The organism is Ferroacidibacillus organovorans, assembly GCF_001516615.1.
Taxonomy (GTDB): Bacteria; Bacillota; Bacilli; order Alicyclobacillales; family SLC66; genus Ferroacidibacillus; species Ferroacidibacillus ferrooxidans_B.
This window is the reverse complement of record NZ_LPVJ01000071.1, coordinates 32,810-58,753: the sequence shown is the minus strand read 5'-3', so window position 1 is coordinate 58,753 and position 25,944 is coordinate 32,810. Positions and strand designations below refer to the sequence as shown.

The following is a 25,944-nucleotide window of genomic DNA, read 5'->3' as shown; positions in this document are numbered from 1 at the left end:
CTTCCTTTGTATCCCAAAGGAGGTGTGCGTGTGGGTAAAGGAGCTTCCGGCCAATCCAGTGCGAGGAGCGCCTCATCTTCAAAAGGAGACACCCGTCCACACGCTTCAGAAGGCTTTTTACACTCCGAAGAATACCGCGAACGACCCGTTTGCAAAGACATTGAACATAACGAAGAGCTATTGCGCAAACAATTCGAGAAGTGCTCTGACGTCATCTTTCGTCCCTTTGCCCTTCTCGGCGTGCGAAAGGCGCTACTCGTCTACGTCGATGGTCTCGTCGATTCAAAAGAACTTGAGGCAAACATTTTAAAACCTCTCACCACTGCGCAAGGGGCGTCTGCCTACGGTCGCGACGCGACACTCTCCTCTGTCGAGAAGTACATTCTGCCTATCGCAAACATCGAACCGATTGAAACACTGTCGCGCACCGTCACGCTCATTCTGCGCTGGCAGGTCCTGCTGTTTGTCGACGGCGAGGAAAAGGCGCTCGCGCTCAGTATCAGCAAGTGGCCACAGCGCACCGTTACGGAACCTGAGACAGAGGCAGTCATTCGCGGGCCGCGTGAAGGGTTTACCGAGAATGTGCGAACAGCCACCGCGCTGATCCGGCGGCGCATTCACACGCCAGAGCTCAAGATGGAAAGCATGCAGATCGGCCGATTGACGCAGACCCAAGTGGTGCTTTGCTACATTCAGGGGCTGATTGAGGACAGCGTGATAAAGGAGGTCAAACAAAGACTCGAGCGCATTGAGATCGACAGTGTCCTTGAGTCTGGCTACATCGAGGAACTGATCGAGGACACGCCGTGGTCGCCGTTTCCGCAGATTCAAAACACGGAAAAACCCGACATTGTCACGGCATTCCTGCTCGAAGGCCGCTTTGCCCTCTTGATCGACGGCACACCCTTTGCACTGATCGCACCGATTACTCTGTGGGGAGCGCTCGCATCCCCCGAAGACTACTACGAGCGCTACCTGATCTCTACCATGATTCGCTGGCTGCGCTACACCTTCGCACTCATCGCGCTTTTTTTACCCGCGCTGTACGTCGCACTCACAACTTTTCACCAAGAGTTTCTGCCATTCTCTCTTTTGCTCTCGGTCGCAGCCGCGCGCGAAAACACGCCTTACCCGGCTGTCGTCGAGGCGCTGATCATGGAATTCTCATTTGAAGCGATTCGCGAGGCGGGCGTCCGCATGCCAAAAGCGATCGGTTCTGCGATCAGCATCGTCGGCGCGCTTGTCATCGGCCAGGCGGCCGTTCAGGCAGGGATCGTCTCGGCGCCTATGGTCATTGTCGTCTCTATCACCGGGATCGCGTCGTTCACCGTTCCACGCTTCAACTTCGCGATCGCACTGCGCATGCTGCGCTTTCCGATCATCGTGCTCGCAGGGCTCTTTGGCATTTTTGGCATTCTTTTTTCTACGATCTGCATCGTGCTGCACGTCTGCAGCCTGCGCTCCTTCGGTATGCCCTACACGTCGCCCATTACCCCCTTGTCTGTCCAGAATCTAAAAGACACGCTGTTTCGGGCGCCCTGGTGGGCGATGCGTCAACGTCCATCCCAATCAAACAAGGCGAATCCCACAAGGCAGTCGACATCAACCACACCCACCCATCGCATTCCCGGTTTCAAGAAACAAAAAGAAGGGTCTGAGTGATATGGCGAATCGCATCCACCGTCTGGGATACGCAAGCGTCATCATTCTCTCTCTCTTTTGTACAGGGTGCTGGGACGCCACCGAGATTAACGAACTCGGCATCGTCGTCGCAAGCGGCGCCGAACTCGAAAACCCTGCCGATCCAAAATCAGACGTCAAGGCGTATGTGCAGGTCGCGCGCCCGAGCCAACTGGCAGGAGGAGTGACAGGCGGACCCAGCCCCTCTGGAAACCAGAAATCGTTTGTCCTGGAAGAAGGTACGGGCCCCACGGCGGCGTCAGCGATCACCACCATTCAACATAGAATGTCAAGGAGATTCTTTTTGCGCGACCGCCGCGTGATTATCGTCGGAGAAGCGTACGCAAGGCGTGGGCTGTCTGACCTGCTCGATGAGATGATCCGCAACCCCGACGCGCGGCTGCGCTCTTACATCCTGGTGGCGCACGGCACCACCCCTGGCAAGCTTTTGAGTCTCTCCTATCCGCTCACGCGACTGCCAGCCGACGCGATGGTCGAGTTGGAAGAGAGCCACCAGGCTGTCACGATGAATGTTGTGCAATTCCTCAAGGTTCTGACAGGCAAGGGAGATCCCTATGCGATGGGCATACACCTGCTGCGCTCCTCCGTTTCCAACCACGGCGAGAATTTTGGCTTGGATGATGTCGCGGTCTTTAAAAAAGATCGCTTGGTCGGCTGGCTCAATGACCGTGAATCGAAAGGTTTCTACTGGATACAACCGCAGTCAAAGCAGTTGCGAAGAAATTCGATGGCCGTTTCTGTCCCAGGTGGCGGATGGCTCACATCCCAGCTTGTCATCTTAAACAATGTCATCCTTCCGTCATGGGGAAAAAACGGCCCGCGGATTATGATCAACCTCGAGGTCACGGACGACATTCTCGAAAACATGAGTCGTCTCAAACTGGATCAACCGAGCGACACAAAAATCTCCGAGCGGGCGATTGAAAGGGAAATTTTAGGGGAAATCGTCTCACTGCTCACGGTGCTAAAACAAAAATATCACGCAGATATCGTCGGGTTTGGCGATCTCTTGTTTGCGCGCTATCCAAGGCAGTGGCGCACGATTGAGACACACTGGGATCAGGTGTTCAGCCGCATGCCCATTCAAGTCCATGTCAAAGTCCACATTGTGCGCAGCGGTCTGATCGGGGACTCCATTTTCAGTAAATCAAAGCCGTAAGAAGGGTGATCTCGTGGGAATGCTCATCGTGCTTCTATTCTTTTTTGTCACCCTGGCGCTTATCATCGATACGCGACAACTGGTACAGGAACGTTCCTTTAAGGTCTGGTTCCTCTACAGTCTACTTTTGATGATTGGAATCTCCTTTGTCATTCTCTCCATGACGCCCATCCATCAACTGAACCTGTTTTCTCCTGTTGAACGTGTCATGCATCCTATATGCCAGTGGGTGTTCCAGCGATGAAACAATCAAACCAAACCGTGATTTCCAATCTCCAATATTTCGCATTGCTCGTCGGCGGCACCATCGCCTTCGGCCATTTTGTTTACACGCATATTGTCATCGGCTATGCCGGACGCGACGGTTGGCTTTCAGTACTCTTTTTTGGCGTTCTCTGTCAGGCGATGGCATTTTCTTTTACGAAGCTTGGCGTGCTTCAAGAGAATCGCTCACTCGTTTTGCACATCGAGTATGTATGGGGGAAATGGGCTGGCCTGATCCTGTCTTTTTTCTATATTTTCTACTTTATCTTTATCGGATCGCTCACCCTCCACCTGCTCGGATCGTTTCTTGGCATCATCTATCCGCGCACACCGCGCGAGATCTGGCTCGGTCTTCTCTCCGTCGCGATCATCTGGGCGATGTACAGCGGTCTTGAGGTGATGGCGCGAAGTGTCGAGATCATCCTGCCCCTTCTTTTGTTTTTGGGGATACTTGCCTCACTTCTTGCAATGCCTGACCGCGACTACGCGCAGATCATGCCAATGCTAAGTCACGGGCTGCGCCCCGTCTGGAGGGGAACCCTGATTCTTGTCACGATGGTCAGTGAGATGGTGGTCTTTAACATGATCACGCCAGACATTCAAAAAAAGGAACACTTTGTAAAACAAGGAGCGATCATGGCGCTCGTGTTGATGGTGATGATGCTCGGGCCGATCGTTGGCCCCGTCATGATTTTTGGCGAAAAGATCGCGCAGATCCTCGCCTACCCCACCTTCGCGGAACTGCAATACCTTGACGCCAAACCGCTGCTTGAGCGGCTCGACCTGTTTGGCGTCGTGTTGTGGACATTTGGCGCCTATTTTCGCGTCGCCATTTTTGGGATCTGCGCCATGCGCGCTGTTTCGGATACGACAAAAACAAAGCGGCCAAACACCTACAGCATTCCGATCGCACTCATCCTCGTCGGGTTTGGGTTGCTCATGCCCATCGACCGCGCAGACGACTTTAGCTTTCTCTCCGCGACATACCCTGTCATCTCCATGATCATGGGCCTTCTCATCCCAAGTCTTCTCCTCATCTCGACACTGATCAAAAATGCGTTTGCAAAGCGAAAAAAAGAAGGGAAAAGACAAGCGCAACCAGATCCTGCAACGTGACTGCCTCGTGACATTTCATGCTAAACTGATAAAGGATGAACATAGGAGGGCAGATCGCCGATGGAGAACTTAAATATGAAAGATCTCGAACGTTTTGAGATACTGGAAGGCGTCATCTACGATATGACTCCACCCCCATCCACAGAGCACCAATCCATCGTGGGAAATGTCTTTCGCGAGATCAGTACGTACTTGAAACGACGTTCATGCAAAATTTTTCCGGCTCCGTTTGGCGTATGGCTGGATGGGGATGATCGCGGCAATTATGTTGAGCCAGACATCACGGTGGTCTGTGATCCAAACAAATTGCAGCGGATGGGCTGCATCGGTGTTCCCGATATGATTGTTGAAGTCTTGTCCCCGAGCACGGCCAAAAAGGATCGCACCGTGAAACTGCGAACATACAGGCAAACTGGTGTTCGCGAATACTGGTTGATCGATCCTCACAATCAAACACTTGAAGTTTACAAATTGAACGACAACGTCTTTGTAGAACCTGTTGTATACGGCAACAACGAGGTGGTTCAAGTTGGCATCTTCGACGATCTTTTCATCGACTTGAGCGACGTCTTTTGAAATTCTTGTGCCGGAAAGTTCACTTGAGTGATTTTACCGAATAAAAACCATTTTGGTTTCGACAACGCTCTTCATACGTTCACCTCGCGAGCACCGTCAGAAAACGCAGCGGTAAGCTTTTGCAAGTCAGCGGCAAGCCGCTCGAGTTGAGACGTTGCGCGATTCACTTGCTGGATCCACGCCAACTGTCCGTTTGCCGTCGCGCGCACGGTACGCAACGCCTCGTGAAGCGTTTCGACGCGAAGTGCCATGCGCTCTGCATCCTGCAACCACACCTCGACATCTTGCTCAAACTCGTCAAACACAGCCTGCCCCTGCTTTGGGTTTGACGTTCCGCCCCGTCGCCGCCCCGCCTCTTGCACGCGATGAAGAAGCTGGCGACTCACCGCCAAAAGTTCGTCAGCCGACTGTCTGTGCTCCGTAAGCGCTTTCCCCATGTGATCCATCACGTCTGTGACGTGAAGCGCCCCGCGCACCGTCGCATCCCCACTCACGACGAGCGTATGAAAATCCCTTTTGAGCTGGTCAGACGTCTGAATGATTCCCGACAAAATCCCGTCAAGGTGTCCCGCCATCGTCTGAAAGGTTCTCGCAAGCATCCCAATCTCATCGCGGCGGCGATCAAATGGTGCGAGGTCGACCGCGAGACTGCCTTGTGCGATGTCATTGGCCGCCGCCGTGATGAGAAGAAGCGGCCGCGACAAGAGCCTGCGTGCAAACACACCGATCAGAAGCGCCGCAATGCCGATCCCCACGAGCCCAATGAAAAGATATTTGAGCAACAACTGGTCAATCGTTGCAAGATCACGCACAATCGAGTAAGTGACCGCCGTGCTGTAGAGTGTCACACCATTTACAAGAATTGGTGCGACGACGTAGAGATCATTCCCGGAGAGTCTAGAAACGGTCTTTCCCGTCGTCATGAGCGGTTCCACATTTTTGGGTGCAACCGATCCAATGTTTTGCGGGTTGGTCGATGCGATATCATAGAAATAACCATTCAGTTTATAAATATCAAATGATTTGAAGTCTTGGTTCTGCTGGCTTAGATGAAGTAAGATGGTCTCAAAGTCGAAATTGGACGCACCTGCCTGCAAATAAGAATTGATTGTTTGAATGAGCAAGACCGTTTTTTGCTCAGCTTGCCTGATCATGAGCGCCCTGCTTTGTGTATAGACAATTCCAAGCGTCGATCCCAAAACGATAAACATGACGAGCAAAAAAAGCGCCATCAACTTTTTATATAAAGACATATTGAATCCCTCACCATCGTCGTGAATCGCCAATCCGTCGGCGTTCATGGTGACACGCGCATTTTCATGATACATTGATTAAAACAATCATATCATACCCATTTCTGTTCTTGGATCGTGTTCTTTCAAAGAGGTGACTCCTGATGAAGCTCAATGTTGATGCGCCTGCGATGAGAAGAATTAATCGCGCCACCGTCCTTCATCTCATTCGCAATCAACGAACGACATCGCGGATTGATCTCGCCCAAATCACAGGACTAAACAAAGCGACTGTCTCCTATATTGTCGATGAGTTGATTGAAGAGCAGTGGGTTCAAGAGATCGGATACGGCTCGTCAACCGGCGGCAGGAAACCCATTCTTTTGCGCTTTAACGCAAACGCGGCACACGCAATTGGAATGGATCTTGAACTGCCGATCCTAAAGACTGTTGTCTGTAACACACGCGGTGAAGTGGTGTACAAGCAGGAGCGGATGCTTGACGCGCTGACAGGCGATGACACTGCAGTGGCAGTGCTTGAAGCCATCCTGGACGAGGTGCGCGCGGCCCAAACGGCAACGCCGCGCAGCCCGCATGGCCTTGTAGGAATCGGTCTCGCGCTTCCGGGTTTGATCAATGCAAAAACTGGCGCGTCAAGTCACCTGCGCGACATCGCAAAGAGCGACTGGGATCTGCGCAAAGAACTCGCAGAGCGCACAACGCTTTCCGTGTTTATCGAAAACAACGCAAACTGTGGTGCGTGGTCAGAACTCTTGAAAAGTGCGGCGCGCAAAGAGAACCTCGTCTACATTCACGCAGGCTCAAGTATCAATACAGGGATCGTGATCCACGGTGAACTTTACAAAGGCCACTCGGGGGCGGCGGGCGAGTTCGGCCACATGACGATCTCCCCGATGGGACAGCGCTGCGTCTGTGGCAACTATGGTTGCTGGGAGCAGTACGCCTCTGAGCGCAGCCTTTTGCAGTACATCCACGAAGCAGGCGGAAGCAGCACCGCGATCGACCCACGCAAGGGTTTGATGGAGCAGATCCTGGATGGTGCCTATGCCGACAACCGCGCGTACATTCGCGCGCTAAACACGCTTGGACAACACCTTGGCATTGGCATCGCCAACATCGTAAACGCCCTTAGCCCCGACCGGATCAGCCTGGGCGGCACCATTTCTCAAGCCTCCACCTTCATTCTCCCGGAAATCGAACGCGTGCTCCAGTATCGGTTGATCGGCGCGAATAAAAATATTCCTATCTCGATCGCGCCTGTACACGCCATCGCCGTCGGCGCGGCGACGCACGTGATGAATCAGACGATCTTTCTTGACGAAGCCGTTACCCCTTAACCGAGCCCGCCAAAAGTCCGCGCACGAAAAACTTGCCAAGCAAGATATAGACGAGCAACGTCGGAACCGAAACGAGCAGCGCGCTCGCCATCTGCACGTTCCACTGAACCGTCTGACTGCCCGCAATGTTGACAAGCGCGACGGTGACAGGCTGATCAGGTGGATTGGTAAGCGACACGGCAAATAAGAAATTGTTCCAGATCTGCGTGAATTGCCAAATCCCTGCGACGACAAACCCAGACACGGAGAGCGGCAAAATGATATAGCGAAAGATCCCCCAGTAGCCCGTCCCGTCGATTTTCCCCGCTTCAATCAGCTCTGTTGGGATGGATGTGTAGTAATTGCGAAAGATGAGTGTCGCAATCGGTATGCCATAGACGACATGAACGAGAATGAGACCAGCAATCGTGTTGTAGAGACCGATCACGTCAAGCACCTTTAAAAGCGGGATCAACACACTCTGATACGGGATGAACATGCCAAAAAGAATGAAGAAATAGACGACAGACGAGCCTTTAAACCGCCATTTTGAGAGTGCGTAGCCGTTGAGCGCGCCGATGAGCGCCGAGATCAGCGTCGCTGGGATCGCCAATTCAAAGCTGTTGATAAAGTTTGGACCGAGTTGCGCCCATGCGTTTGCAATGCTTGAAAAACTGAGCACGTTTGGCAGGTTCCACATCTGCGCAAGGCTGACAGACGCGTTTGATTTTAGGCTGGTCACGACTACGACATAAACGGGCACAAGATAGAGCGCCGCCAAGAGTGTGAGAACAACGTAGAGAAGCGTCCGTGAGACACGGCGAAGTGCGAGCGTATTCATGCGTCATCCCCCTGGCGCAGCGTAACGATAAGGTATGGAACGATAAAAATGGCGATCATGAGAAGAAGGACGATCGCGATTGCGGCGCCTTGCGCGAATTGATCGCCCTGAAAGGTCGTCTGAAACATGTTGAGACTCGGCATGTCTGTGAGAAACTGTTGTCCGGGGCCTGTCATCGCGTAGATCAAGCCGAAGATTTTGAGTGAAGCGGCCGTCAGAATGATAATGATCGTAGTCGTCGTGCCGCGCAGTTGCGGCAGGATGATCGAGAAAAACATGCGAAAAACGCCTGAGCCGTCGATGCGTGCAGCCTCTTTGATCTCGTCGGAGATACCGCGCAGTCCCGCCAGATAAACAGCCATCGCAAAGCCAGACATTTGCCAGACGGCCGCGATCAAGACGGCGAGCAGCGCCACCGGAATGCCGAGCTGAATTTGGCCAAATGGCCAGTTCGGCGCAATGGTTGTACTCAAAAACCAACTCGGCAGGGATTTCCAGCCAAACGCCTTCAAGATCAGGTTGACGCCCGTGCTCGGATTGAGGATCCAAGACCAGACGACGCCTGTCACGACAAACGAGATGGCCATAGGGAAGAGAAAAATGCTGCGAAAGAAGCCTTCCACCTTGATTTTTTGGTCGATGAGAAGCGCCAAAAAAAGCCCGACAATCAGGCAGGCGATGATGAAAAACGCGGTGAAGACGACAATGTTTCGCAGATCCGATTGAAAGCGATAGGACGAAAAGATGATGGAGTAGTTCAAGAATCCCGCCGAATTAAAGTTTGGAATGAGACTATTCCACTGTGAAAAAGATACATACACCGTCCAGCCGATAAATCCGTAGACAAAAACGCCGAGCAGTATCAGTGAAGGAATCAGTGTCGCGACAGAGGAAAACATGTCCCAAGAGAATTTTTTTCGCTTTGGCGCTAGTATTCTGGGGATTGTTTTTGCATTTAATTCGGTTGGCGTTTTCACGCTACACCTCCAAACCTGTAAAGAGTACTTACAGAAAAGACGCGCACAGCCGAGTGCAACAGGCTGTGCGCGCACGATTGAATCGACGCCCGCGGTTAGCTGAGCGGATTAGCCTGCGCGGCACTCACGATCGCGCTCACGAAATTGTTGACATTGTGATTGCTCACAAAAATCTCCATCGCGTTGTTAAAGTTATTCGTGAACCCTGGGTTGACTGCACCTTGACCAATGATCAGGACGAGTCGGTCGCGCTTGTAAGACATCATCGCAGAGCGTGAATAGGCATTATATTTCGCCATGTTAGAGTCAAGTCGCGGCGAGAATGTACCCTTGAGCGGGTTGAACGTATCCTGGCCTTCTTTTGAGCCGAGCACCTTCAGGAAGTTGATCGTCGGCGTATCGTTTTTCAGTTTTGCCGGAAGTCCAAAGACGTCCGAGACTGCGCCAAACACGCCGTGGGTCTGCGGGGTCGCCGCCCAGCCGAAGCCAACACCTGGCTTTAGGTGCAACGCGGTGGAGAAGTAACCCTGCGCCCAGTCACCCATAACATTCATGGCTGCCTTGCCTTGCGCCACGGCCTGGTCAGCCTGTTGCCAGTGAAGCGCAGTGTAGTCTTTGTTCGCGTAACTGAGCATTCTCACAAACGTGTTGGCCGCAGCTTTTACGCCAGGGATGTTCCAGGAGGCGTGTCCTGTCAGCAGTTGGTCGTATTTCACAGGGCCAACCGTCCCCAAGAGAACATCGCTGAATAGAAGCGTTGCTTCCCAGTTGCCGTGGTTTGCGAGTTCCAGCGGCGTGATGCCGTGACTCTTCAGAACCGCCGCGTCGTGGAAGAACTGCGGGAATGTTTTAGGCGCAGTGAGATGGTATTTTCTAAAGATCGTCGGATTGTACCAAAGGACGTTCGCGCGCTGCATGTCAACTGGAACACCATAGATCTTCCCATTGAACGTCATCAAGTTCAGAAGTGAGCGCGGGAACACTTTGTACCATCCCTCAGACTTATACAGTGCGTTGAGCGGTTTCATGTCCCCCGCCTGCACCCAACTGAGAAGCGATCCGCCGCCTGCGTGAACCTGGAAGGTGCCAGGCGGGTTGCCTGCCTCCATGCGGCCCGCGAGTACGGCTTTCGCATTTGATCCCGCGCCACCGGCGACCGCGTCGTTCGTGACGGTAGAACCTTTATACTGGTGTTCATAAATGGTGATGAGTGACCTTAGCGCCTTACTGCTGGCGACTCCCGTCCACCAACTAAAAATCTGCAAATCCGATTTGGCAGGCGCCGCCGCGAATGCAGGCAACGCGCTTCCCGCCATTGTCAGTGTCAGAAGCGCCGCTGAGCTGAGCGCAATCAGACGGTTACGTTTCATAAAAATCCCCCTTGTCTGTTGTTCGTGATCACGCCTGTGAACGCTTTCAAAACTGGGTGACACTCCATGTGTTTCAGACAAACGTCCGACACCACGAAGGTATGTAAAACCAATCAACCAAGTAGGCAAAATATGGGTTGATTTTATACGTTACCACCCGATCCGCGCCCATCAGAGATCTTACTTTGGATATTAAACTATGTATCTACAAATTGCAATCTCTTTGTAATCTCTTTTCAACAAAAGCCCTTTATCCTTTTCATCTCTTCTTTTACATAATCAGGCTCGCATTGGACACTCTTTGGAGTGAATGTAGATGCACAGGAGGAATTCGCGCGTGAAAAAAACAAAAATGGTAGTGCACGCTATGTTGCTCTGTTCAGTTCTCCAAATCGCGTCCGTCGCACCATCGCTCGCTGCAACCCCTTCAGATGAGTATACAGGTCCGCCAACTGGCGAAATTGAATTTCGCGTCGGCTCGCCAAAAACCACCGTCATTGCGGGGGCGCGTGTGATTGTCATCAATCTCGACGGGAAGGTACTTTCATCCGGCCTGACAGACTCGACTGGCACTTACCGTACAACAGCCCCATTCTATATTACTGAGTGGAATGAAAACCTTAAAACAAAAGGCATTGTCACAGCCATTGCGGTCGCAAACGGCTTTAATGAACAAGTCGTGTTTGTCGTTCCGATCACAAAGCATACGGTGCAACCGATCATTCTCCAACCGATTACCCCAAACGCACGCAATTTCCCGTCGGCATCGCTCGGAAATATCCACCCGCAGGATTTGCGCGGTTTTGTCATGCACTATGCGGAAGAATTAAAGTTAACCCACCAGCCGCCAATTCCAGGTGACCCTGGTTACTTGCCGTGGAGCCCTGTTCAGAAGAAGTCTGGGGTTGGCAAACCATGAAACGCACAACGAACATCCTGCTCGCCGGATTCATCGCGGCGGGGAGTCTTTCACTCATCTCAACAAAAAACGTGTCGGCGCAATTGCAAACAATTTACAACACGTCATACCCATCCACCATTCGCGTCGCCATCCGCGCGTACAACAACCCGGTCAGCCCTATTCTCTACGTGCAGACGGTCGGCTTTGAGGAGTATTGCAAAGATGTCCTGCCAAACGAGTGGTATCCTTCGTGGAATCAAGAAGCGCTGAAGGCAGGCGCCGTCGCAGTAAAAATGTTTGGTTGGTATCACACGCTCCACCCTGTCACGCAGAGCGGTTTCACCTATGATGTCGATAACACGACAAACTATCAGCAGTTCAAATATTTGAGCGGACAAACGGTGACGGACCAGGCGGTGCAGGACACGTGGAATGAGGTGTACACACTGCCGACAGGCGAAATCAAGGAGCTCTCCTATCGCGCAGGTCTCCCCAACCGCGAAAACCGCGGATTCCTCAGCACAAACATCATGTCACAGTGGGGATCCGAGTATTTTGGCCATGTCGCAAGAATGTTGTATCCAAACATCCTCAATCTGTACTATCCAAACTACTTGCTGAAATTCATTTAAAGCCAATCCCATACCGCCTCGCACCGTGTCAGTGATCGCGGATGTGGTATGGGATTGTCGATACGACAACGTCCTGATTGCGCAAAAACCATGCCTGAATGACAAAATTCCTCTGATTGTGAAGCATAAACTGCCACCAGACGCTCGGCACCAACTGCGGCAAAAGAATATGGATATGGTCTGGCTCTCGACCCTCGCGCGTCTGCAAACGATCAACGAGGCGCGTGAGTGGTTGAAGCACAGATCGATACTCATTCTTAAAGGCGAGCAATCGGCACGGCTCTCCCCACGCCGCCCACTTTGCCTCCACCTTTTCGATCGACTCGTCATCAAACCCGATGTAGACTGCGATCAGATCTTGCGCGATGCTCTTTGCAAAAGAGACTGATTGCAAGGCAATGCGATCAACGTCCGACAAAAGAAGCAAAGAGATCACGTGATGCTCTGTGGCTGGCTCTTTTTGCACATCAAGCGCGAGCTCCCGCGCAAGGCGAACGTAGTGACGGTGTATCAAAAGCGCCACAGTTACCATAAGCGGGATCGCTGCGATTACGATCCAGGCGCCTTGTGCAAATTTTGTCGCCGAAAAGACGAGTGTGACAAGCGCCGTGACGATAGCTCCTACTGCGTTGATGAAAGCCTTTGCCTTCCAGCGCTTTGTCCTGAGTTTCATCCAGCGTCTCATCATCCCCACCTGGGCGATGGTGAAGGACATGAACACGCCGATGGCAAAAAGCGGGATCAACGCATTGGTCTGCGCCTGAAAGACCACAAGCAGAAGAGATGACAAAAGGGCCAGCACCATCAGGCCGTTTGAAAAGCCCAGTCGGTCACCCCGCAAGCTGAGCGCCTCCGGCAAGAAGCGATCGCGGGCCACCAGTGCCATGAGTTGCGGAAAACCTGTGAATGTGGAGTTTGCCGCGATGATAAGAACCAAAAACGTGCTCCACGTGATGATCTGATAGATCGGACCGTGACCGAAATAGACGGATGTCAGTTGCGAGAGCATCGTGTTGTTCAGTTTTACGGTGATGCCTTTTGCATACAATTGATAGCCGATCCCGACAAGCGTGATGCCAGTCACGATCGTCATGGTGACGTACGCTTTGATCGCGCCTTTTTGCCTAGGTTCACGAAAGATGGGAACCGCATTGGAGATCGTTTCAATCCCCGTCAGTGACGAACATGCTGAACTGAACGCCTTTAAGATCAAAAGCAGTGTGAAACCTTTTGGCAGGACACCAAAAGGCGGAGTTTGCGGTTGAACAAATCCGTGTGTCACGTCGTTCGCCACGCCCCACCCGATGAGAAAGAGCATACAGGCGGCAAACAAAAAATTCGGCCACGAAAACAGAGTGGCCGATTCGGACACCCCGCGCAGATTGACAAGCGCGATCAGTCCGACGCAGATGACCGACAAGACGGTCTCGTCGGGTACAAGCACAGGGTACGCGGAAGCGACCGCAAGAATGCCTGCCGAGACGGACACCGCAACGGTCAGCACATAGTCAATCATGAGGGCGCTTGCCGCGACAAGTGAGATCCACGGAGACTTGAAGTTATCGCGCGCAATCGAGTATCCCCCGCCTCCATTCGGATAGGCAAGGATTCCCATGATATAAGAGAGCACGATAATGAGAAGAAGCAACACGGTGGCGCCGACAATCGGCAGGATGAGCCACTCTGCGCCTGGTCCAAGACCGACAAGTTCCGTGGCGCCCGCCTCCGGTCCATACGCGACCGACGAGTAGAGATCCGCAGACAGAATCGGCAGCGCCAGATACCAAACCAGGTGATGTTGCGCCTGGCTGAGTTCTCTTGTTTTGAGCGGTCTGCCAACGAGCAATCGCTTGATCATGCGAAAGCCTGTGATTCTTCCCAGAATGAAAACGGCTGCGATCAAAAGAAGCACAAGGAGTTGCCAAATGGGGATCGTGATCTTCGTTCACCTCTATCTGCTGTGATCATGACATAGCGCCCGTAAGAGATGAGAAAAATGCCTGCTGTGCCGCAGGCATTTTTCTCGCTTTGATCCAAGGTACTTAACTGTGCAGCGCCTTGTAAAGCGCCAAATTGAGTTCCAGCACATTGACGCGCGTCCGTCCAAAAAGTCCCACGCTTGGTCCTAACGTATTATTTTTAACCAGTCCCGTCAAGAATGATTCACTCAGATGCGTGTATTTTGCCACGCGCGGGATTTGAATGAGCGCAGATTGCACGCTGATGTCAGGATCAAGACCCGATCCAGAACTCTCGACCAAGCTGACGGGGATCTGCCCTGTCGTCAAGCCAGGCGTCGTTTTTAACAAATACGCAATGCGCTGTTTAATGTCTGAAATGAGCGCAGCGCTCGTCGGACCATTGTTGCTTGGCGCGGAGGCAAACGCATTATAGGGTTTGGGTTTGCCTGTTGAAACCGAGAGTGTGGCAGACGGTCTCCCCCAGAAGTATCCGGGATCGGGCTGGAAATTCTGCCCGACATGCGCCGCCCCGACCAAGACGCCGTTGACATACACGGGACTCCCTTGCGACTGATAGGGCATCACGAGATTGCTTATCCCCGTCATCACCAGGGGAAAGAGCAATCCTAACAGAACCCACAGCAAGAGCGTGACGCCAATCATCGGCCTGAACATTCTTAACATCGATCTTCCTCCTATCTCCTCGCACTCCTTGCGCGTTACGCGAGCCCAAAAATGCCAAGGACCCGATCGATCAACCAGATGCCCACAAACGGAATGATGACACCGAGGACACCCCAGTTAAAAATGTTGCGGGCAAGCATCCGATCCGCCGATTCAGCGCGATACTTGACACCGCGAACCGCAAACGGGATCAGCGCCGGGATGATCAACGCGTTAAAGATCAGAGCCGACAAGATGGCGCCGTGTGGGGTCTTTAGTCCCATGATGTTCAGCGCGCCAAGCACGTGCAGAAGTGGGACAGACGCAAACATGGCAGGAATGATCGCGAAGTACTTTGCGACATCATTCGCAATCGAAAACGTCGTCAGCGCGCCGCGCGTGATCAGAAGCTGTTTGCCGACCATCACCACCTCCAGCAGTTTGGTCGGATTCGAGTCGAGATCAATCATGTTGCCCGCCTCTTTGGCGGCCATCGTCCCGGAATTCATCGCGAGCCCCACGTCCGCCTGGGCGAGTGCCGGCGCGTCGTTCGTGCCATCGCCCGTCATGGCAACCAGTTTCCCTTCCGCCTGTTCGCGGCGAATCAGTTCAATTTTGTCTTCCGGTTTTGCCTCAGCGATGAAATCGTCAACGCCCGCTTCTTCCGCGATGACCGCCGCCGTGATCCGGTTGTCGCCTGTTGCCATCACGGTGCGAATGCCCATCTCGCGAAAATCGCGAAACTTCTCTTTGAGGCCCGGTTTGACTACGTCTTTTAGACAGATAATCCCAAGCGCGCGGCCATCCACGGAACAACCCAAGGGCGTTGCGCCTTGGCGCGCCACGTGCTCTGCAAAATGATCGAGCTCATCCTGCCCGCCCGCGACAATCTCTTTGATGGCGCTCACCGCGCCTTTGCGAATCTGCCGGCCATCGACAAGATCGATGCCGCTCATCCGCGTATGCGCCGAAAACGGGATCGGCTCGCCTTCCGCTTTTGGCAGCGTCTGAAGGTTCAACATGCGCTGCGAAAGCTCCACCACCGAACGCCCTTCAGGTGTCGTATCCGCAAGTGACGAGAGCAGCGCCGCATCCGCCAGTTCCTCCATCGTTACGCCAGAAATCGGGAAAAACTCCGTCGCCATCCGGTTGCCGATGGTGATCGTGCCTGTTTTGTCAAGAATGATCGTATCGATATCGCCTGCCGCCTCAACGGCGCGCCCGCTCTTTGCCACCACGTTCACTTGGGAGACGCGGTTCATTCCGGCAATTCCGATCGCCGACAAGAGCGCGCCGATCGTCGTTGGAATGAGACACACCAAGAGCGCGACAAGCGTCGTCGTATCTGTCGCCCCCGGTCCGTAAAACCCGGCAATCGGCGCCAGTGTCACGACAACCAGCACAAAGATCAGCGTGAGCACGCCGAGCAGCGCGGAGAGCGCAATCTCGTTTGGCGTTTTCTGCCGCTTGGCACCCTCGACCAGCGCGATCATGCGATCGAGGAACGACTCACCCGGATGCGTCGTGATCTCAATGATCAAGCGATCAGACATAAGTGACGTCCCGCCTGTCACACTGTCCTCGACCGTCTTTACGACAGGCGCCGATTCGCCCGTGATCGCCGATTCGTCGATGGACCCTATCCCTTCAATAACTACGCCGTCTCCCGGTATCACGTCTCCGGCTTCAACGAGACAGCGTGTTCCTTTTTCTAGGCTCGCCGATTCGACGAGATCAAAACTGCCGTCTGCGCGCAGGATCTTCGCTTTTGTCGATGACTTCGTCTTGCGCAAAAAATCCGCCTGTGCGCGCCCACGCGCTTCCGCGTACGCCTCGGCAAACGTTGCGAACAGGATCGTGAAAAACAGGATGACCGTCACCAGTCCGTTATAAAAGCGGGTTCCCGGGGTCGACGCCTGAATGGTGAACCAGAGGGTGACCAGTGTCCCGATCTCAACGACCATCATCACCGGGTTGCGCACCATCTCTGCGGGATTCAGTTTGCGAAAGGTGTCTTTTAGAACTTGCAGATTGTACTCTTTGGCCAATCGCAAGTCATTTGTCTTTGCCATGTGACTCGTTTCCCTCCCCTTTTCATCAGAACAAGTGATGGGCCAACATCAAATACTGCTCCGCCAAGGGGCCCAGCGCCATGATCGGAAAAAAGGTCAGTGCATTCAGGATGATGATGGCGCCGAACAGAATACCGCCAAACAGCGGCGTATCGGTGTGCATCGTGCCCGAAGTCTCAGGGACGGTCTTTTTCTTGAGCAGCGATTGCCCCAAGAGAAGCATGGCCATGACCGACGCGTAACGCCCGATGATCACAACGATGCCGAGCGCAATCTCATAAAACGGCAGCGCCGCGCCAAGGCCCCCGAACGCCGATCCGTTGTTGGCGGCCGCAGAGGTAAACCCGTAGAGAATCTCGCCCAACCCTTGCGGCCCTCCATTGTAGATTCCCTTGAGTCCCGCCGGCGAGTGCACTGCGATCGCGGTCCCCACCAAGATCAATAAAGGGTGAATCAAAAATGCGATGGAAGCCAGCGTCACTTCTTTTGTTTCGATCTTCTTGCCAAGAAACTCCGGCGTGCGACCAACCATCAGGCCCATCAAAAAGATCGTGATGATGACAAACATGATCATGTTGAGAAACCCGACACCCTTGCCGCCAAACACCATGTTGAGAAACATCCCGATAAAGAAGCTCAGCGAGGATAACGGCAAAAAGCTGTCGTGTGCACTGGCGACCGAGCCTGTCGTAAACGCCATGGTTGCCGTCTCAAAAATCGAGGTGCCGCCGATGCCAAAGCGCACTTCTTTCCCGACCATGTTACCGTGTGTCGCGAGTCCCAGACTGTTGACGATCGGATTCCCTGCAGCTTCTGGAAAGTATGTCAGCGCAAGCATGATCATAAAAAACGATCCGGCAACTGCGGTGATCGTCCAGGCCAACTTTCTTCTGCCTGTCATCACGCCAAAAAAATAGAAGAAACCGACGGGCAAGAGTCCCATGGAAATGGTCTCGATGATGTTTGAAAGCGCGCTCGGATTTTCCAGTGGGTTCGCACTGTTGGCGTTCGTAAATCCACCGCCATTTTGCCCGAGGTGTTCAATCGCTTCCCAACTCGCAATCGGCCCGCGCGGAATCAACTGTGTCTGACCGCCCAAGGTGTGTGCCTGAAGGTAGGCGCCAAGCGTTTCCGGCACGCCTTGGCCAACAAGAATGAGCGTGACCACAATCGCCAAAGGAAGCAAGAGCCGCGTGCAAACGAGTGTGAGATCGACAAAAAAGTTCCCGAGTTTTCGACCCGCAAGCGCGCGCACAACCGCGATGCCAACGGCGCCGCCCGCCGCGGGTGTTACGAATTGAAGATAAGAGAGCACGCCAAACTGCGAGAAATAGGACATCGTGTTTTCACCGGAATACGCCTGCCAGTTTGTGTTTGTCGTAAAACTGGCTGCCGTGTTAAACGCGAGAAATGGATTGAGTCCACTCATGTGCTGCGGATTAAACGGCAAAATGTTCTGGATGCGCAACAAGAAATAGGCGAGCAATACCCAGATCAAGTTGGTGCCTACAAACGCGATACCATACTGTTTGGCCGTCATGTCACTCTCGCGCGATACGCCAATCACGCGAAAAATGCCATTTTCGAGCCAACCCAGCGGACGGTCTAAAAACGTCGGCTGAAATGTAAAAACCTTCGCCATGTATTGGCCGATCGGCTTGATCGTGATCAAAAACACAGCAAGAACCACAACCCATGTCAAAACCGTCGAGAGGGACAACCGTCTTCAACTCCTTATCCTGCTAAAATTTCTCTGGTCGAACGATGACAAAAACGAGATACAGCATGACCGCAATGGAAAGCCAAAGCAAAATCCAGTTCTCCACGTACACTCCCCCGTTCACAGCTTGTCGAGATAGCGCATCAGCGCCAGCGAGAAGCCAAATCCAACCAGTAACAATGCGATCATGTAGAGATCGGACATAAAGCGCGACCCCCTCCCTGAATTTACAAGTCGCCTGTGCCTCACGTATTGTACCTCCCGCCTCGTAAATAACTCGCTAGAAAGACGGCACACAAACGTGAAAAAAAAATAAAAACGTGAACCTTTTTACAGGTTCACGCCATGTATCAATCCTTCAAGTGGTATTTTCTTCATTTATTTTACGTGTTATTCATCGTGGGCAGAAGCATAGAGGATGTACCCGATTCCCGCGATCGTCACAAGATAGACAGGGCGCCTGGGGTTTGGCTCAAGATATGAGCGCAAGCGGCGCACATACACCCGCAGATACTCATGCTGATCCTGATACTCTGGCCCCCAAATTTTTCCGAGCAGGTACTCATGCGTGAGCACCTTTCCCGCGTGCTGCACCAGTTCCTTCAATAAATTCCACTCCGTCGGCGTCAGCCTTGTCCGCTGTCCGAACGCGTCAACCTCGCGCGTCTCGTGAAGAAGGCGAAACGGCCCGCAGGTCAGCTCCTCCTCGACAAGCAGACTCTGACTCCGGCGCAACAGCGCGCGAATCCTCGCCATCAGTTCCTGAAGGGAGAATGGTTTTGTCATGTAGTCATCCGCGCCAAAATCGAGCGCGTGAATCAGATCCGCCTCCGTGTTAAGCGCCGTCAGCGCCAAAATCGGCACAGACGTCATCTTCCGAAGCCGCTTGCAAAGCTCAAATCCATCCATCTCAGGCATCCGCATGTCAAGCACAACGAGACTCGGTTCCCGCTCAAACACCTGCTCAAGCGCCGCGTGGCCGTCACCGACTGCCGTTACGCTATACCCTTCGAGTTCAAGATTCATTGAGAGCAAACGGCGGTACTTCTCTTCATCCTCCACAACCAAGATCGACTCTGCCTGCTGCGCCATCTTCACCACATCCTTCACACAACGGGTATCTCAAAGCCAACCTCGAATCCGCCATCCACATTTCTCGCAAAGGTTTGACCGCCGTGCGCTATGATAATCTCTTTGACGATGCTAAGACCAAGACCTGATCCGCGAATCTCAGAGCGGGCATGCTCATCGCCGCGATAAAAGCGTTCAAAGATCCGCTCAAGGTCTATTCCGCGCACGCCTTTCCCGCGATCCCGCACGCGGACGCGCAAGGTATCCGGGCGCATTTCAACAAAAAGATCAATGCGATCCGCCGAGTATTTCAGCGCATTATCAAGCAGGTTAAACGTTGCGTCCATCAATTCATCCGGGTCGCCCAAGAGGAATTCTTCGTGTTCACCGCCAAGGTGCAACACGACACGCGTTTGTGCTGACAGTCTTTTTTGGAGGCGGTTGATCCACTCGTCGCCGAGAAACGGACGTTTGTGAAGGTGCGCGCCAGTCGCCTTCCACGTGGATACCTTCAAGAGTTTATCAATCTGATTCTCTAATTGTACACTCTCATCGACAATGAGTTGCGCAAACTCTGCGTGCTGGTCTTCGGAGAGTCGTTTTCCGCGATACACAAGGGTCTCCGCATAACCCTGAATCAGCCCGAGTGGCGTCCGAAGTTCGTGCGAAACGTTTGCGAGAAGATCTGTCCGCAGGCGGTCCATCTCGCGATAGCGCGCGACATTCGCCGCATCCTCTTCCATCGCCCCATAGGTGAGAAGCATCGCGATCTCACGCGCAATAATCGCGATCAGATCCGAGAGTTGGGCGTTCCACTGCCCCCCGCGTCCGCGAAGCACCAGTACTCCGCGCGCGCGGTCGCGATCGATAAGCGGGTACACCGCCGTGTTTGGGATGCGGATTCCCGGAAGGATGGTGCCTACCTCTGCATAGATTCCACTGTACCAGACACGGCGCGTGCGCATGACTTCATTGATCGCGCCTGCCTCGACGTGCAAAAGCGCATTGGGTATCTCGCGGATCGATTCCGAAATAAGAGGGCCGCTTCTGCAGTAGGAACGCAGCGCCACTCCGTCTGCGTCATCAACCTGTTGCAACACCTCTGCGGCAGAGATGTCCGTGTAGATGGTCACCTGTTCAAGAATGTGCGTCATCACTTCTTTGACGCTGCCCGGTTTTACCGTCGCCAGCATCCAGCCGCCCGAGATGGCCAGCAGCTTGTCGCGCAGCAATTCTTGCTCACGGATCAGCCGGGTGAGTTTCTTCTCTTTTAAAATGTAAACCACGAGCACAAGAAAAATCGCCAAAATCCAGCTCGCCTGCTGTGCAACCACGGCGAGCGGTGACGACGTTGCCCCCGCTTGCGCAATGGCGATGCGCTCAAGTGATGATACATCGCGGAGCGACGGCGTGTGAAAAGGCGCAGAAAGTGCTGCGTTTGCCGCGCGCAAAAGGTGTGTCACAAGCACTTTATGGTGAAGTTCGCGCTGCCAAAGCGCCTCAAACAGACAGAGAAGCGCATAGTGGGATTCTTGCAACTGCCCCGTCGCTTTGTTCCAAGCGTCAAGAATCATCCAGAAAGTATAAACGATAAGGGCAACCGCCAAGACCGTCCCGAGACGCTTTGTTCCACGTTTTGACATCCTTCTTACCTCTTAGCGATTATGATATGATTTCATGATAACACGCGTTGAAGACAAGGCAATCCAGCCGCAGATCGATCGAAGTTGTTATAAAGGAGACGTCGCGATGTCGAGTGACCCCTTTCGCAGAAAATCAAATGCAGAGATTATGGAAGAGATGTCCTTTCTTAAAAAAGGACACCTGAAAATTTATTTAGGCGCCGGCAGCAAAACAGGGAAAACCTACACGATGCTGCATGACGGGTACGACCTGCTTGCATCTGGAATGGATGTGGTGCTCTCTGGCGTCAGCGAAGAGCACCCGCTTGAGGAGTTTGTAAACGAAGCCCCGCTCTCTGCAATCCCGATCATCAAATCGACGGATGAAAAGATTTCTGCCGATCTCAATGTTCAGGCAATCCTTGCGCGCAGGCCAGACATCCTTCTTGTCGATGATCTGGCCCATGTGAACCAACCAGGCGCGCGGTTCTCGACACGTCTTGACGACGTGGCCTTTTTATTAGAGCAAGGCATCCACGTGATGACGACCTTGAATATCTATGACATCGAAGAGTTGCGACAAAACATTAAAAAATTGACAGGGATTGAAGTCAGGCATACTGTCCCACTGTCTGTCGTAGCGGGTGCGCACGAGATCAAACTGATCGATGTCGACCCCGAGGCAGTACTCAAACGTTTGGAAAAAGAAAAAAAGGGCGACACACGCCACCCGCCTGAGTTAAACCAAGATGCACTCTCGATCCTGCGAGAGTTTGCACTGCGACTGATTGCAGACGATGTGAATGAGCGATTGGAACAGTACCGAAAGACACACGCTGTGCAAAACGCACTGCAGGCGGCAGAGAAGATCCTCGTCGCGCTCAGTTACAACTCAAACGGCACCCTTTTGATCAGGCGCGGCCAGCAACTTGCCAATCGCCTGAATGGTGAACTGCACATCATGACAGTCACTGATGAAAAACGCAAGAAAACGACAGAAGAACTCGCGTTTAAAGACGCAATCCTAAAACTGGCGGATAAGGTGGACGCGACATTTTACGAGGCGTTGCGCACACCAGCCGCGTCGATCTCAAAGATCATTGTCGACTACGCGCAAACGCATGCCATTTCGCGGATCGTCATCGGCCAGTCGCGCCGCAGTCGCTTAGAAGAGTGGCGGAAGGGGTCGATCCTCAATGAATTGCTAGAGCAAGCCAAACAGATCGATCTGATGGTGATTGCGGATCGCCACTCTGCGCACGGTGAAAGGCTCTTGACGTATCGTCAGCGCAGCAGAAACGCGCACCCCTACGCGGCGATGAAACAGGGCGATCTCTCGCATGTGCTTCACAAACTGCGGCGCGGACGCTTCAAGATCTATATCGGCGCGGCGCCCGGCGTGGGAAAGACGTTCATGATGCTCGAAGAGGCGTACGATCTAAAACGGCGCTACATCGACGTCGTCGGCGGACTGATCGAGACGCACAAGCGTAAAGGCACCGAGGCGCAAATTCGCGATCTTGATGTGTTGCCAAGAAAAGTGATGGAGTACCGCGGAACGATGTTTGAAGAGATGGATCTGGAGGGGATCTTGCGGCGCAATCCAGAGGTTGTCCTGATCGACGAACTCGCGCACACAAACATTGTGGGAAGCAAGCACCAGAAGCGCTACGAAGACGTAGAAGAGATTCTCGAAGCGGGAATCTCTGTCATATCGACTGTCAATGTGCAACACCTGGAGAGCTTGCGCGACACGATTTTTCAGATCACAGGGGTCAGGGTGCGCGAAACGATTCCTGACTTTATTTTGCGAATGGCTGATGAGGTGGTGCTGATCGACGTTCCACCTGAAACTTTACAGCAGCGGATGCGCGAGGGGAAAATTTATACGCTTGACAAAGCGGAACAGGCGCTCGCGAACTTTTTTCGGCAAGGCAACCTGATTGCACTGCGCGAACTGGCACTGCGCGAAGTTGCCGATCATATTGACGACCGTCTCGAAGCGCACGACGATCGAAGCGCATTGCGCGGGCCGTGGCGCAGGATGGAAGTCGTCTATGTGTGTGTCAACGCGTCGCGCAAAGCGGAGTTTCTCATTCGCCGAGGATTTCGCACCGCGCACCGCATGAAGGCAACCATGTTTGTAAGTTTCGTCCAAGTGGGCACTACCCTTAGCGATGAGGAATTATCCTGCCTGGAGGCTTTGCGCGCGCTGACAGAACGTCTGGGAGGAACATTTATCCACCTGCACGCGCAAACGACGCGGGAGATTCCGCTGACACTCGTCAATGACATGGAGGAAAAACTTGCGACGCAAGTGGTGCTTGGCCACTCGTCCCGTTCACGCCTGGAAATCAGGCGCCGCGGCAACACCCTGCGCACGCTGCTGCGCTCGATTCGAAATGTCGACGTGGTCGTGCTCGCACTCGCCCCGTGAGCCGATGTCAACCGTGGATGAGCGTTGAGCCGAGAAGTCCGATCCCGTATGCGACGATACCGACAAGAATGCCGGCTGCCGTCATCTCAAGCCCACTCGTCCACCAGCGGCGAACAGTAATCAGGCTCTTTGCGGCGCCCACGGCAAAGTGCGCGGCGATGCTCACAATCGCGGCGAGCACAATCGCTGTGACGCCACCTGTAAAGAAAAACGGGATGAGTGGAAGAATTCCGCCCACAAACGTCGATAGACTGCCAATGCCGGCAGACGTCCACGGATTCCCGCCTTCATCCGTGATACCAAGCTCTTCTTGGCTCATCGCCTTGAGGAACTGCTCGGGATCCTTTGACAAGCGCTCCGTGATCTCCGCCGCCTCATTCTCCGTGAAGCCTTTTAATTGATACAAAAGGCGCAGTTCTTCCTTTTCAAGCTCCGGGTTCTCCATGATCTCTTTGCGCTCGAAATGCAGTTCACTATGTGCCAATTCGTTTTTTGAACGCGTCGAGAGCCACGCCCCTACACCCATCGACAAGGTGCTCGCAATCGCGCCAAACAGACCACTGACAAGCACCGTGTGACCATTGTCCGTGTAACCAGCAACCCCTGAAATGATCCCAAAGATCGCCCCGAGTCCGTCGTTCACGCCATAGATCGCATCGCCGACCCAACCGCCAGCCGACTGTTTGTGCCAGCGCTCAGCTCCCCACAAACGGCTCAAACGCTCGCCGATATGTGTTGACGGCGAGGCAAACAGCGCGCGTACACTGCTGTCGTGGTTCGATTCATCCTCATCGATCTGGTCGATGATCTGAAGAATCTCTGGATCCTCAAACACATGCTTCAATGATTCATACCACGCCGCGTTGCTGTGCTCGAGTTCATCCAGTCGCTTTAGCAACTGCTCACTCGAAGCGTGATCCACTGGCGGCGCCTGATACGATGACGCGGGCGCCTGCTCTCCAATTTCCGCAAGCTTTCGCGCCCACATCTCCGCATGCGTCTGCTCAATCTTCGAAAGCTGCAAAAGGATGGACTTGCGTTCCGAATCCTTTTCAAGCGCTGCAGCCTGCGCGTAGAGACGCGTCGCATCCATCTCGCGTCGCCAACTCTCGAGCAACGTCTTTTTAACCATTCGGTCCTGCGTGCCAAGGCTCAAGAAGCGCATCCTCCACTATCATTTTTTCATCAAAACATCAATCAAGTTCCACGAGATCATGACGTCTTTCGAGCAACAGCCCGGCAACGTTCCACATCATACTGAAGCGTGATCTGACTGCCAGTCGCCCACTCCACAGGTGACCAGCACTCAAGCATCTGACCTGATCCATCTGTCACAAGTTCTAGACGATACTGCCACTGTGCCCCGTGATAGGCTCGCTGGCGAACAATGACTGGCAACCCGCGCGCCTCATTGCGATCGGTCATCACCATGTCCTGCGGACGGATGACTAGCGTCACCTCATCGCCAAGATCCTGCTCTTCTGTCCCCTCAAACGTCACCCCGTGACAGGAAATCGCCACGCGCCCTGCCATCCGTCGAATCACTCGACCTGAAAGCAAATTCGCCGCACCAAGAAATGTAGCGGTAAACGCCGTGTGCGGCCGCTTATACATCGGCTCAGGCGCTCCTTGTTGCTCCACAACACCATTATGCATGAGTACGATATGATCTGCCATACTTAGCGCCTCGATCTGGTCGTGTGTGACATAAATGGTGGTAATCCGCGCCTCTTGCGTGATCCGCCGAAGCTCCCAGCGCATCTGTTCGCGCAGCCCTGCATCGAGTGAACTGAGCGGTTCATCCATCAACATGAGAGACGGAGATGGAGCAAGTGCCCGGGCGATGGCCACACGCTGCTTTTGGCCGCCTGACAGCTGATGCGGGAACAGCTTCTCATATCCCGGAAGCGCCACTTGATCGAGCACTTCCTCGACGCGCCGTGCAATCGCCGCCTTGTTCAGCTTGCGTACGCGCAACCCGAATGCGATGTTATCAAACACCGTCAAATGGGGCCAAAGCGCAAAATCCTGAAAAACCATTCCAATCCTTCGCTCTTCAGGAGACAGTGTGTAACTCTCGTTCGAGACCACTTTCCCACCAATGGCAATCTGACCCTGATCAATCGGAACAAGCCCTGCAATCGCGTTGAGCATGGTCGTTTTTCCACACCCAGACGGGCCAAGCAGTGCGACAAACTGCCCCTCCCCAATCTCAAGTGACACGCGTGAAATCACGGAACGGTCGCCATACTTCTTCACGACATCATTTAGTACAACGTGAGCATTTGCCAT

23 protein-coding genes are annotated in these 25,944 nt (G+C 53.5%); 9 read left to right on the top strand and 14 right to left on the bottom strand.

Annotated features, from left to right (window positions below):
• Positions 1-30 precede the first annotated feature (30 nt).
• From ATW55_RS15040 to ATW55_RS15020, 5 genes are read left to right on the top strand one after another with little or no spacing between them, the layout of a single operon-like run.
• Positions 31-1,662, top strand: a complete 1,632-nt coding sequence (locus tag ATW55_RS15040) for a spore germination protein (protein WP_082685916.1) — start codon at positions 31-33, stop codon at positions 1,660-1,662.
• A 1-nt stretch (position 1,663) separates the two neighbouring features.
• Positions 1,664-2,860 (top strand): Ger(x)C family spore germination protein, encoded by a 1,197-nt coding sequence (locus ATW55_RS15035; RefSeq protein WP_067719945.1) that lies wholly within the window; start codon positions 1,664-1,666, stop codon positions 2,858-2,860.
• Positions 2,861-2,873: 13 nt separating this feature from the next.
• Positions 2,874-3,104 carry a hypothetical protein gene (locus tag ATW55_RS15030; protein ID WP_153005190.1) on the top strand — a complete coding sequence of 77 codons (231 nt, stop codon included), beginning with the start codon at positions 2,874-2,876 and terminating at the stop codon, positions 3,102-3,104.
• The gene (locus ATW55_RS15025; RefSeq protein ID WP_067719941.1) at positions 3,101-4,240 is read left to right on the top strand and encodes a GerAB/ArcD/ProY family transporter; all 1,140 of its coding nucleotides are present in this window, start codon (positions 3,101-3,103) and stop codon (positions 4,238-4,240) included. The genes ATW55_RS15030 and ATW55_RS15025 overlap by 4 nt, the downstream gene beginning before the upstream one ends.
• A gap of 60 nt (positions 4,241-4,300) precedes the next feature.
• Entirely contained in the window at positions 4,301-4,816 is a 516-nt protein-coding gene (locus ATW55_RS15020; protein WP_067719939.1) for a Uma2 family endonuclease, read from the top strand.
• 71 nt (positions 4,817-4,887) lie between these two features.
• Here ATW55_RS15020 and ATW55_RS15015 read toward each other — a convergent pair whose 3' ends face one another.
• A complete protein-coding gene (locus ATW55_RS15015) occupies positions 4,888-6,069 on the bottom strand; it encodes a HAMP domain-containing protein (protein ID WP_160327270.1) in 1,182 nt (393 codons plus the stop codon).
• 143 nt (positions 6,070-6,212) lie between these two features.
• On the opposite strand from ATW55_RS15015, the gene ATW55_RS15010 reads away from it, so the two are divergent.
• On the top strand, positions 6,213-7,406 hold the full coding sequence (locus ATW55_RS15010; protein WP_067719934.1) for an ROK family transcriptional regulator: 1,194 nt from the start codon (positions 6,213-6,215) through the stop codon (positions 7,404-7,406).
• On the opposite strand, the gene ATW55_RS15005 is transcribed toward ATW55_RS15010, so the two are convergent.
• The 3 genes from ATW55_RS15005 to ATW55_RS14995 all read right to left on the bottom strand — a co-directional run bounded on the left by ATW55_RS15005 (position 7,396) and on the right by ATW55_RS14995 (position 10,573).
• Positions 7,396-8,226: a carbohydrate ABC transporter permease gene (locus tag ATW55_RS15005; protein WP_067719931.1), complete on the bottom strand. Its 831-nt coding sequence runs from the start codon at positions 8,224-8,226 to the stop codon at positions 7,396-7,398. The two genes, ATW55_RS15010 and ATW55_RS15005, sit on opposite strands and share 11 nt — an antisense overlap.
• Positions 8,223-9,203, bottom strand: a complete 981-nt coding sequence (locus tag ATW55_RS15000; protein WP_423742973.1) for a carbohydrate ABC transporter permease — start codon at positions 9,201-9,203, stop codon at positions 8,223-8,225. Before ATW55_RS15000 ends, ATW55_RS15005 begins: the two co-directional genes overlap by 4 nt.
• A gap of 95 nt (positions 9,204-9,298) precedes the next feature.
• Positions 9,299-10,573: an ABC transporter substrate-binding protein gene (locus ATW55_RS14995; protein ID WP_082685914.1), complete on the bottom strand. Its 1,275-nt coding sequence runs from the start codon at positions 10,571-10,573 to the stop codon at positions 9,299-9,301.
• 337 nt (positions 10,574-10,910) lie between these two features.
• Between ATW55_RS14995 and ATW55_RS14990 the strand changes: the two genes are divergently transcribed.
• Positions 10,911-11,492, top strand: a complete 582-nt coding sequence (locus ATW55_RS14990; RefSeq protein WP_067719928.1) for a carboxypeptidase-like regulatory domain-containing protein — start codon at positions 10,911-10,913, stop codon at positions 11,490-11,492.
• Positions 11,489-12,106, top strand: coding sequence for a SpoIID/LytB domain-containing protein (locus ATW55_RS14985; RefSeq protein WP_067719925.1), 618 nt, complete (start codon positions 11,489-11,491; stop codon positions 12,104-12,106). Before ATW55_RS14990 ends, ATW55_RS14985 begins: the two co-directional genes overlap by 4 nt.
• Positions 12,107-12,134: 28 nt before the next feature.
• Here ATW55_RS14985 and ATW55_RS14980 read toward each other — a convergent pair whose 3' ends face one another.
• The 8 genes from ATW55_RS14980 to ATW55_RS14955 all read right to left on the bottom strand — a co-directional run bounded on the left by ATW55_RS14980 (position 12,135) and on the right by ATW55_RS14955 (position 21,236).
• On the bottom strand, positions 12,135-14,018 hold the full coding sequence (locus ATW55_RS14980) for an APC family permease (protein WP_235587164.1): 1,884 nt from the start codon (positions 14,016-14,018) through the stop codon (positions 12,135-12,137).
• Positions 14,019-14,148: 130 nt separating this feature from the next.
• On the bottom strand, positions 14,149-14,751 hold the full coding sequence (gene kdpC, locus ATW55_RS14975; protein ID WP_067719918.1) for a potassium-transporting ATPase subunit KdpC: 603 nt from the start codon (positions 14,749-14,751) through the stop codon (positions 14,149-14,151).
• Positions 14,752-14,786: 35 nt separating this feature from the next.
• On the bottom strand, positions 14,787-16,802 hold the full coding sequence (gene kdpB, locus ATW55_RS14970; protein ID WP_067719915.1) for a potassium-transporting ATPase subunit KdpB: 2,016 nt from the start codon (positions 16,800-16,802) through the stop codon (positions 14,787-14,789).
• Between the two features lie 25 nt (positions 16,803-16,827).
• Positions 16,828-18,522, bottom strand: a complete 1,695-nt coding sequence (gene kdpA / locus ATW55_RS14965) for a potassium-transporting ATPase subunit KdpA (protein WP_067719912.1) — start codon at positions 18,520-18,522, stop codon at positions 16,828-16,830.
• Positions 18,523-18,544: 22 nt separating this feature from the next.
• Complete coding sequence (locus tag ATW55_RS17405; RefSeq protein ID WP_082685913.1) at positions 18,545-18,628, bottom strand: potassium-transporting ATPase subunit F; 84 nt, start codon at positions 18,626-18,628, stop codon at positions 18,545-18,547.
• 14 nt (positions 18,629-18,642) lie between these two features.
• On the bottom strand, positions 18,643-18,771 hold the full coding sequence (locus ATW55_RS17050) for a hypothetical protein (RefSeq protein WP_268753403.1): 129 nt from the start codon (positions 18,769-18,771) through the stop codon (positions 18,643-18,645).
• 141 nt (positions 18,772-18,912) lie between these two features.
• Positions 18,913-19,614 (bottom strand): response regulator transcription factor, encoded by a 702-nt coding sequence (locus ATW55_RS14960; protein ID WP_067719909.1) that lies wholly within the window; start codon positions 19,612-19,614, stop codon positions 18,913-18,915.
• Between the two features lie 14 nt (positions 19,615-19,628).
• The gene (locus tag ATW55_RS14955; RefSeq protein ID WP_067719905.1) at positions 19,629-21,236 is read right to left on the bottom strand and encodes a sensor histidine kinase; all 1,608 of its coding nucleotides are present in this window, start codon (positions 21,234-21,236) and stop codon (positions 19,629-19,631) included.
• 106 nt (positions 21,237-21,342) lie between these two features.
• Here ATW55_RS14955 and ATW55_RS14950 point away from each other — a divergent pair, with 106 nt between their 5' ends.
• Positions 21,343-23,652: a universal stress protein gene (locus ATW55_RS14950; protein ID WP_067719901.1), complete on the top strand. Its 2,310-nt coding sequence runs from the start codon at positions 21,343-21,345 to the stop codon at positions 23,650-23,652.
• Between the two features lie 7 nt (positions 23,653-23,659).
• On the opposite strand, the gene ATW55_RS15940 is transcribed toward ATW55_RS14950, so the two are convergent.
• Together ATW55_RS15940 and ATW55_RS14940 are read right to left on the bottom strand one after the other, a co-directional pair.
• The gene (locus ATW55_RS15940; RefSeq protein ID WP_160327268.1) at positions 23,660-24,808 is read right to left on the bottom strand and encodes a VIT1/CCC1 transporter family protein; all 1,149 of its coding nucleotides are present in this window, start codon (positions 24,806-24,808) and stop codon (positions 23,660-23,662) included.
• A gap of 56 nt (positions 24,809-24,864) precedes the next feature.
• Entirely contained in the window at positions 24,865-25,944 is a 1,080-nt protein-coding gene (locus tag ATW55_RS14940; RefSeq protein ID WP_067719898.1) for an ABC transporter ATP-binding protein, read from the bottom strand.

Excerpts from the sequence above, each read along its gene's own strand:
- ATW55_RS14955 (WP_067719905.1), bottom strand. The coding sequence starts at position 21,236 with ATGTCAAAACGTGGAACAAAGCGTCTCGGGACGGTCTTGGCGGTTGCC.
- kdpB (WP_067719915.1), bottom strand. The coding sequence starts at position 16,802 with ATGGCAAAGACAAATGACTTGCGATTGGCCAAAGAGTACAATCTGCAA.
- ATW55_RS14940 (WP_067719898.1), bottom strand. The coding sequence starts at position 25,944 with ATGGCAAATGCTCACGTTGTACTAAATGATGTCGTGAAGAAGTATGGC.
- ATW55_RS14960 (WP_067719909.1), bottom strand. The coding sequence starts at position 19,614 with ATGGCGCAGCAGGCAGAGTCGATCTTGGTTGTGGAGGATGAAGAGAAG.
- ATW55_RS15025 (WP_067719941.1), top strand. The coding sequence starts at position 3,101 with ATGAAACAATCAAACCAAACCGTGATTTCCAATCTCCAATATTTCGCA.
- ATW55_RS15035 (WP_067719945.1), top strand. The coding sequence starts at position 1,664 with ATGGCGAATCGCATCCACCGTCTGGGATACGCAAGCGTCATCATTCTC.
- ATW55_RS14995 (WP_082685914.1), bottom strand. The coding sequence starts at position 10,573 with ATGAAACGTAACCGTCTGATTGCGCTCAGCTCAGCGGCGCTTCTGACA.
- ATW55_RS15020 (WP_067719939.1), top strand. The coding sequence starts at position 4,301 with ATGGAGAACTTAAATATGAAAGATCTCGAACGTTTTGAGATACTGGAA.
- ATW55_RS14985 (WP_067719925.1), top strand. The coding sequence starts at position 11,489 with ATGAAACGCACAACGAACATCCTGCTCGCCGGATTCATCGCGGCGGGG.
- ATW55_RS15015 (WP_160327270.1), bottom strand. The coding sequence starts at position 6,069 with ATGTCTTTATATAAAAAGTTGATGGCGCTTTTTTTGCTCGTCATGTTT.
- ATW55_RS15010 (WP_067719934.1), top strand. The coding sequence starts at position 6,213 with ATGAAGCTCAATGTTGATGCGCCTGCGATGAGAAGAATTAATCGCGCC.
- ATW55_RS15005 (WP_067719931.1), bottom strand. The coding sequence starts at position 8,226 with ATGAATACGCTCGCACTTCGCCGTGTCTCACGGACGCTTCTCTACGTT.
- ATW55_RS14950 (WP_067719901.1), top strand. The coding sequence starts at position 21,343 with ATGTCGAGTGACCCCTTTCGCAGAAAATCAAATGCAGAGATTATGGAA.
- kdpC (WP_067719918.1), bottom strand. The coding sequence starts at position 14,751 with ATGTTAAGAATGTTCAGGCCGATGATTGGCGTCACGCTCTTGCTGTGG.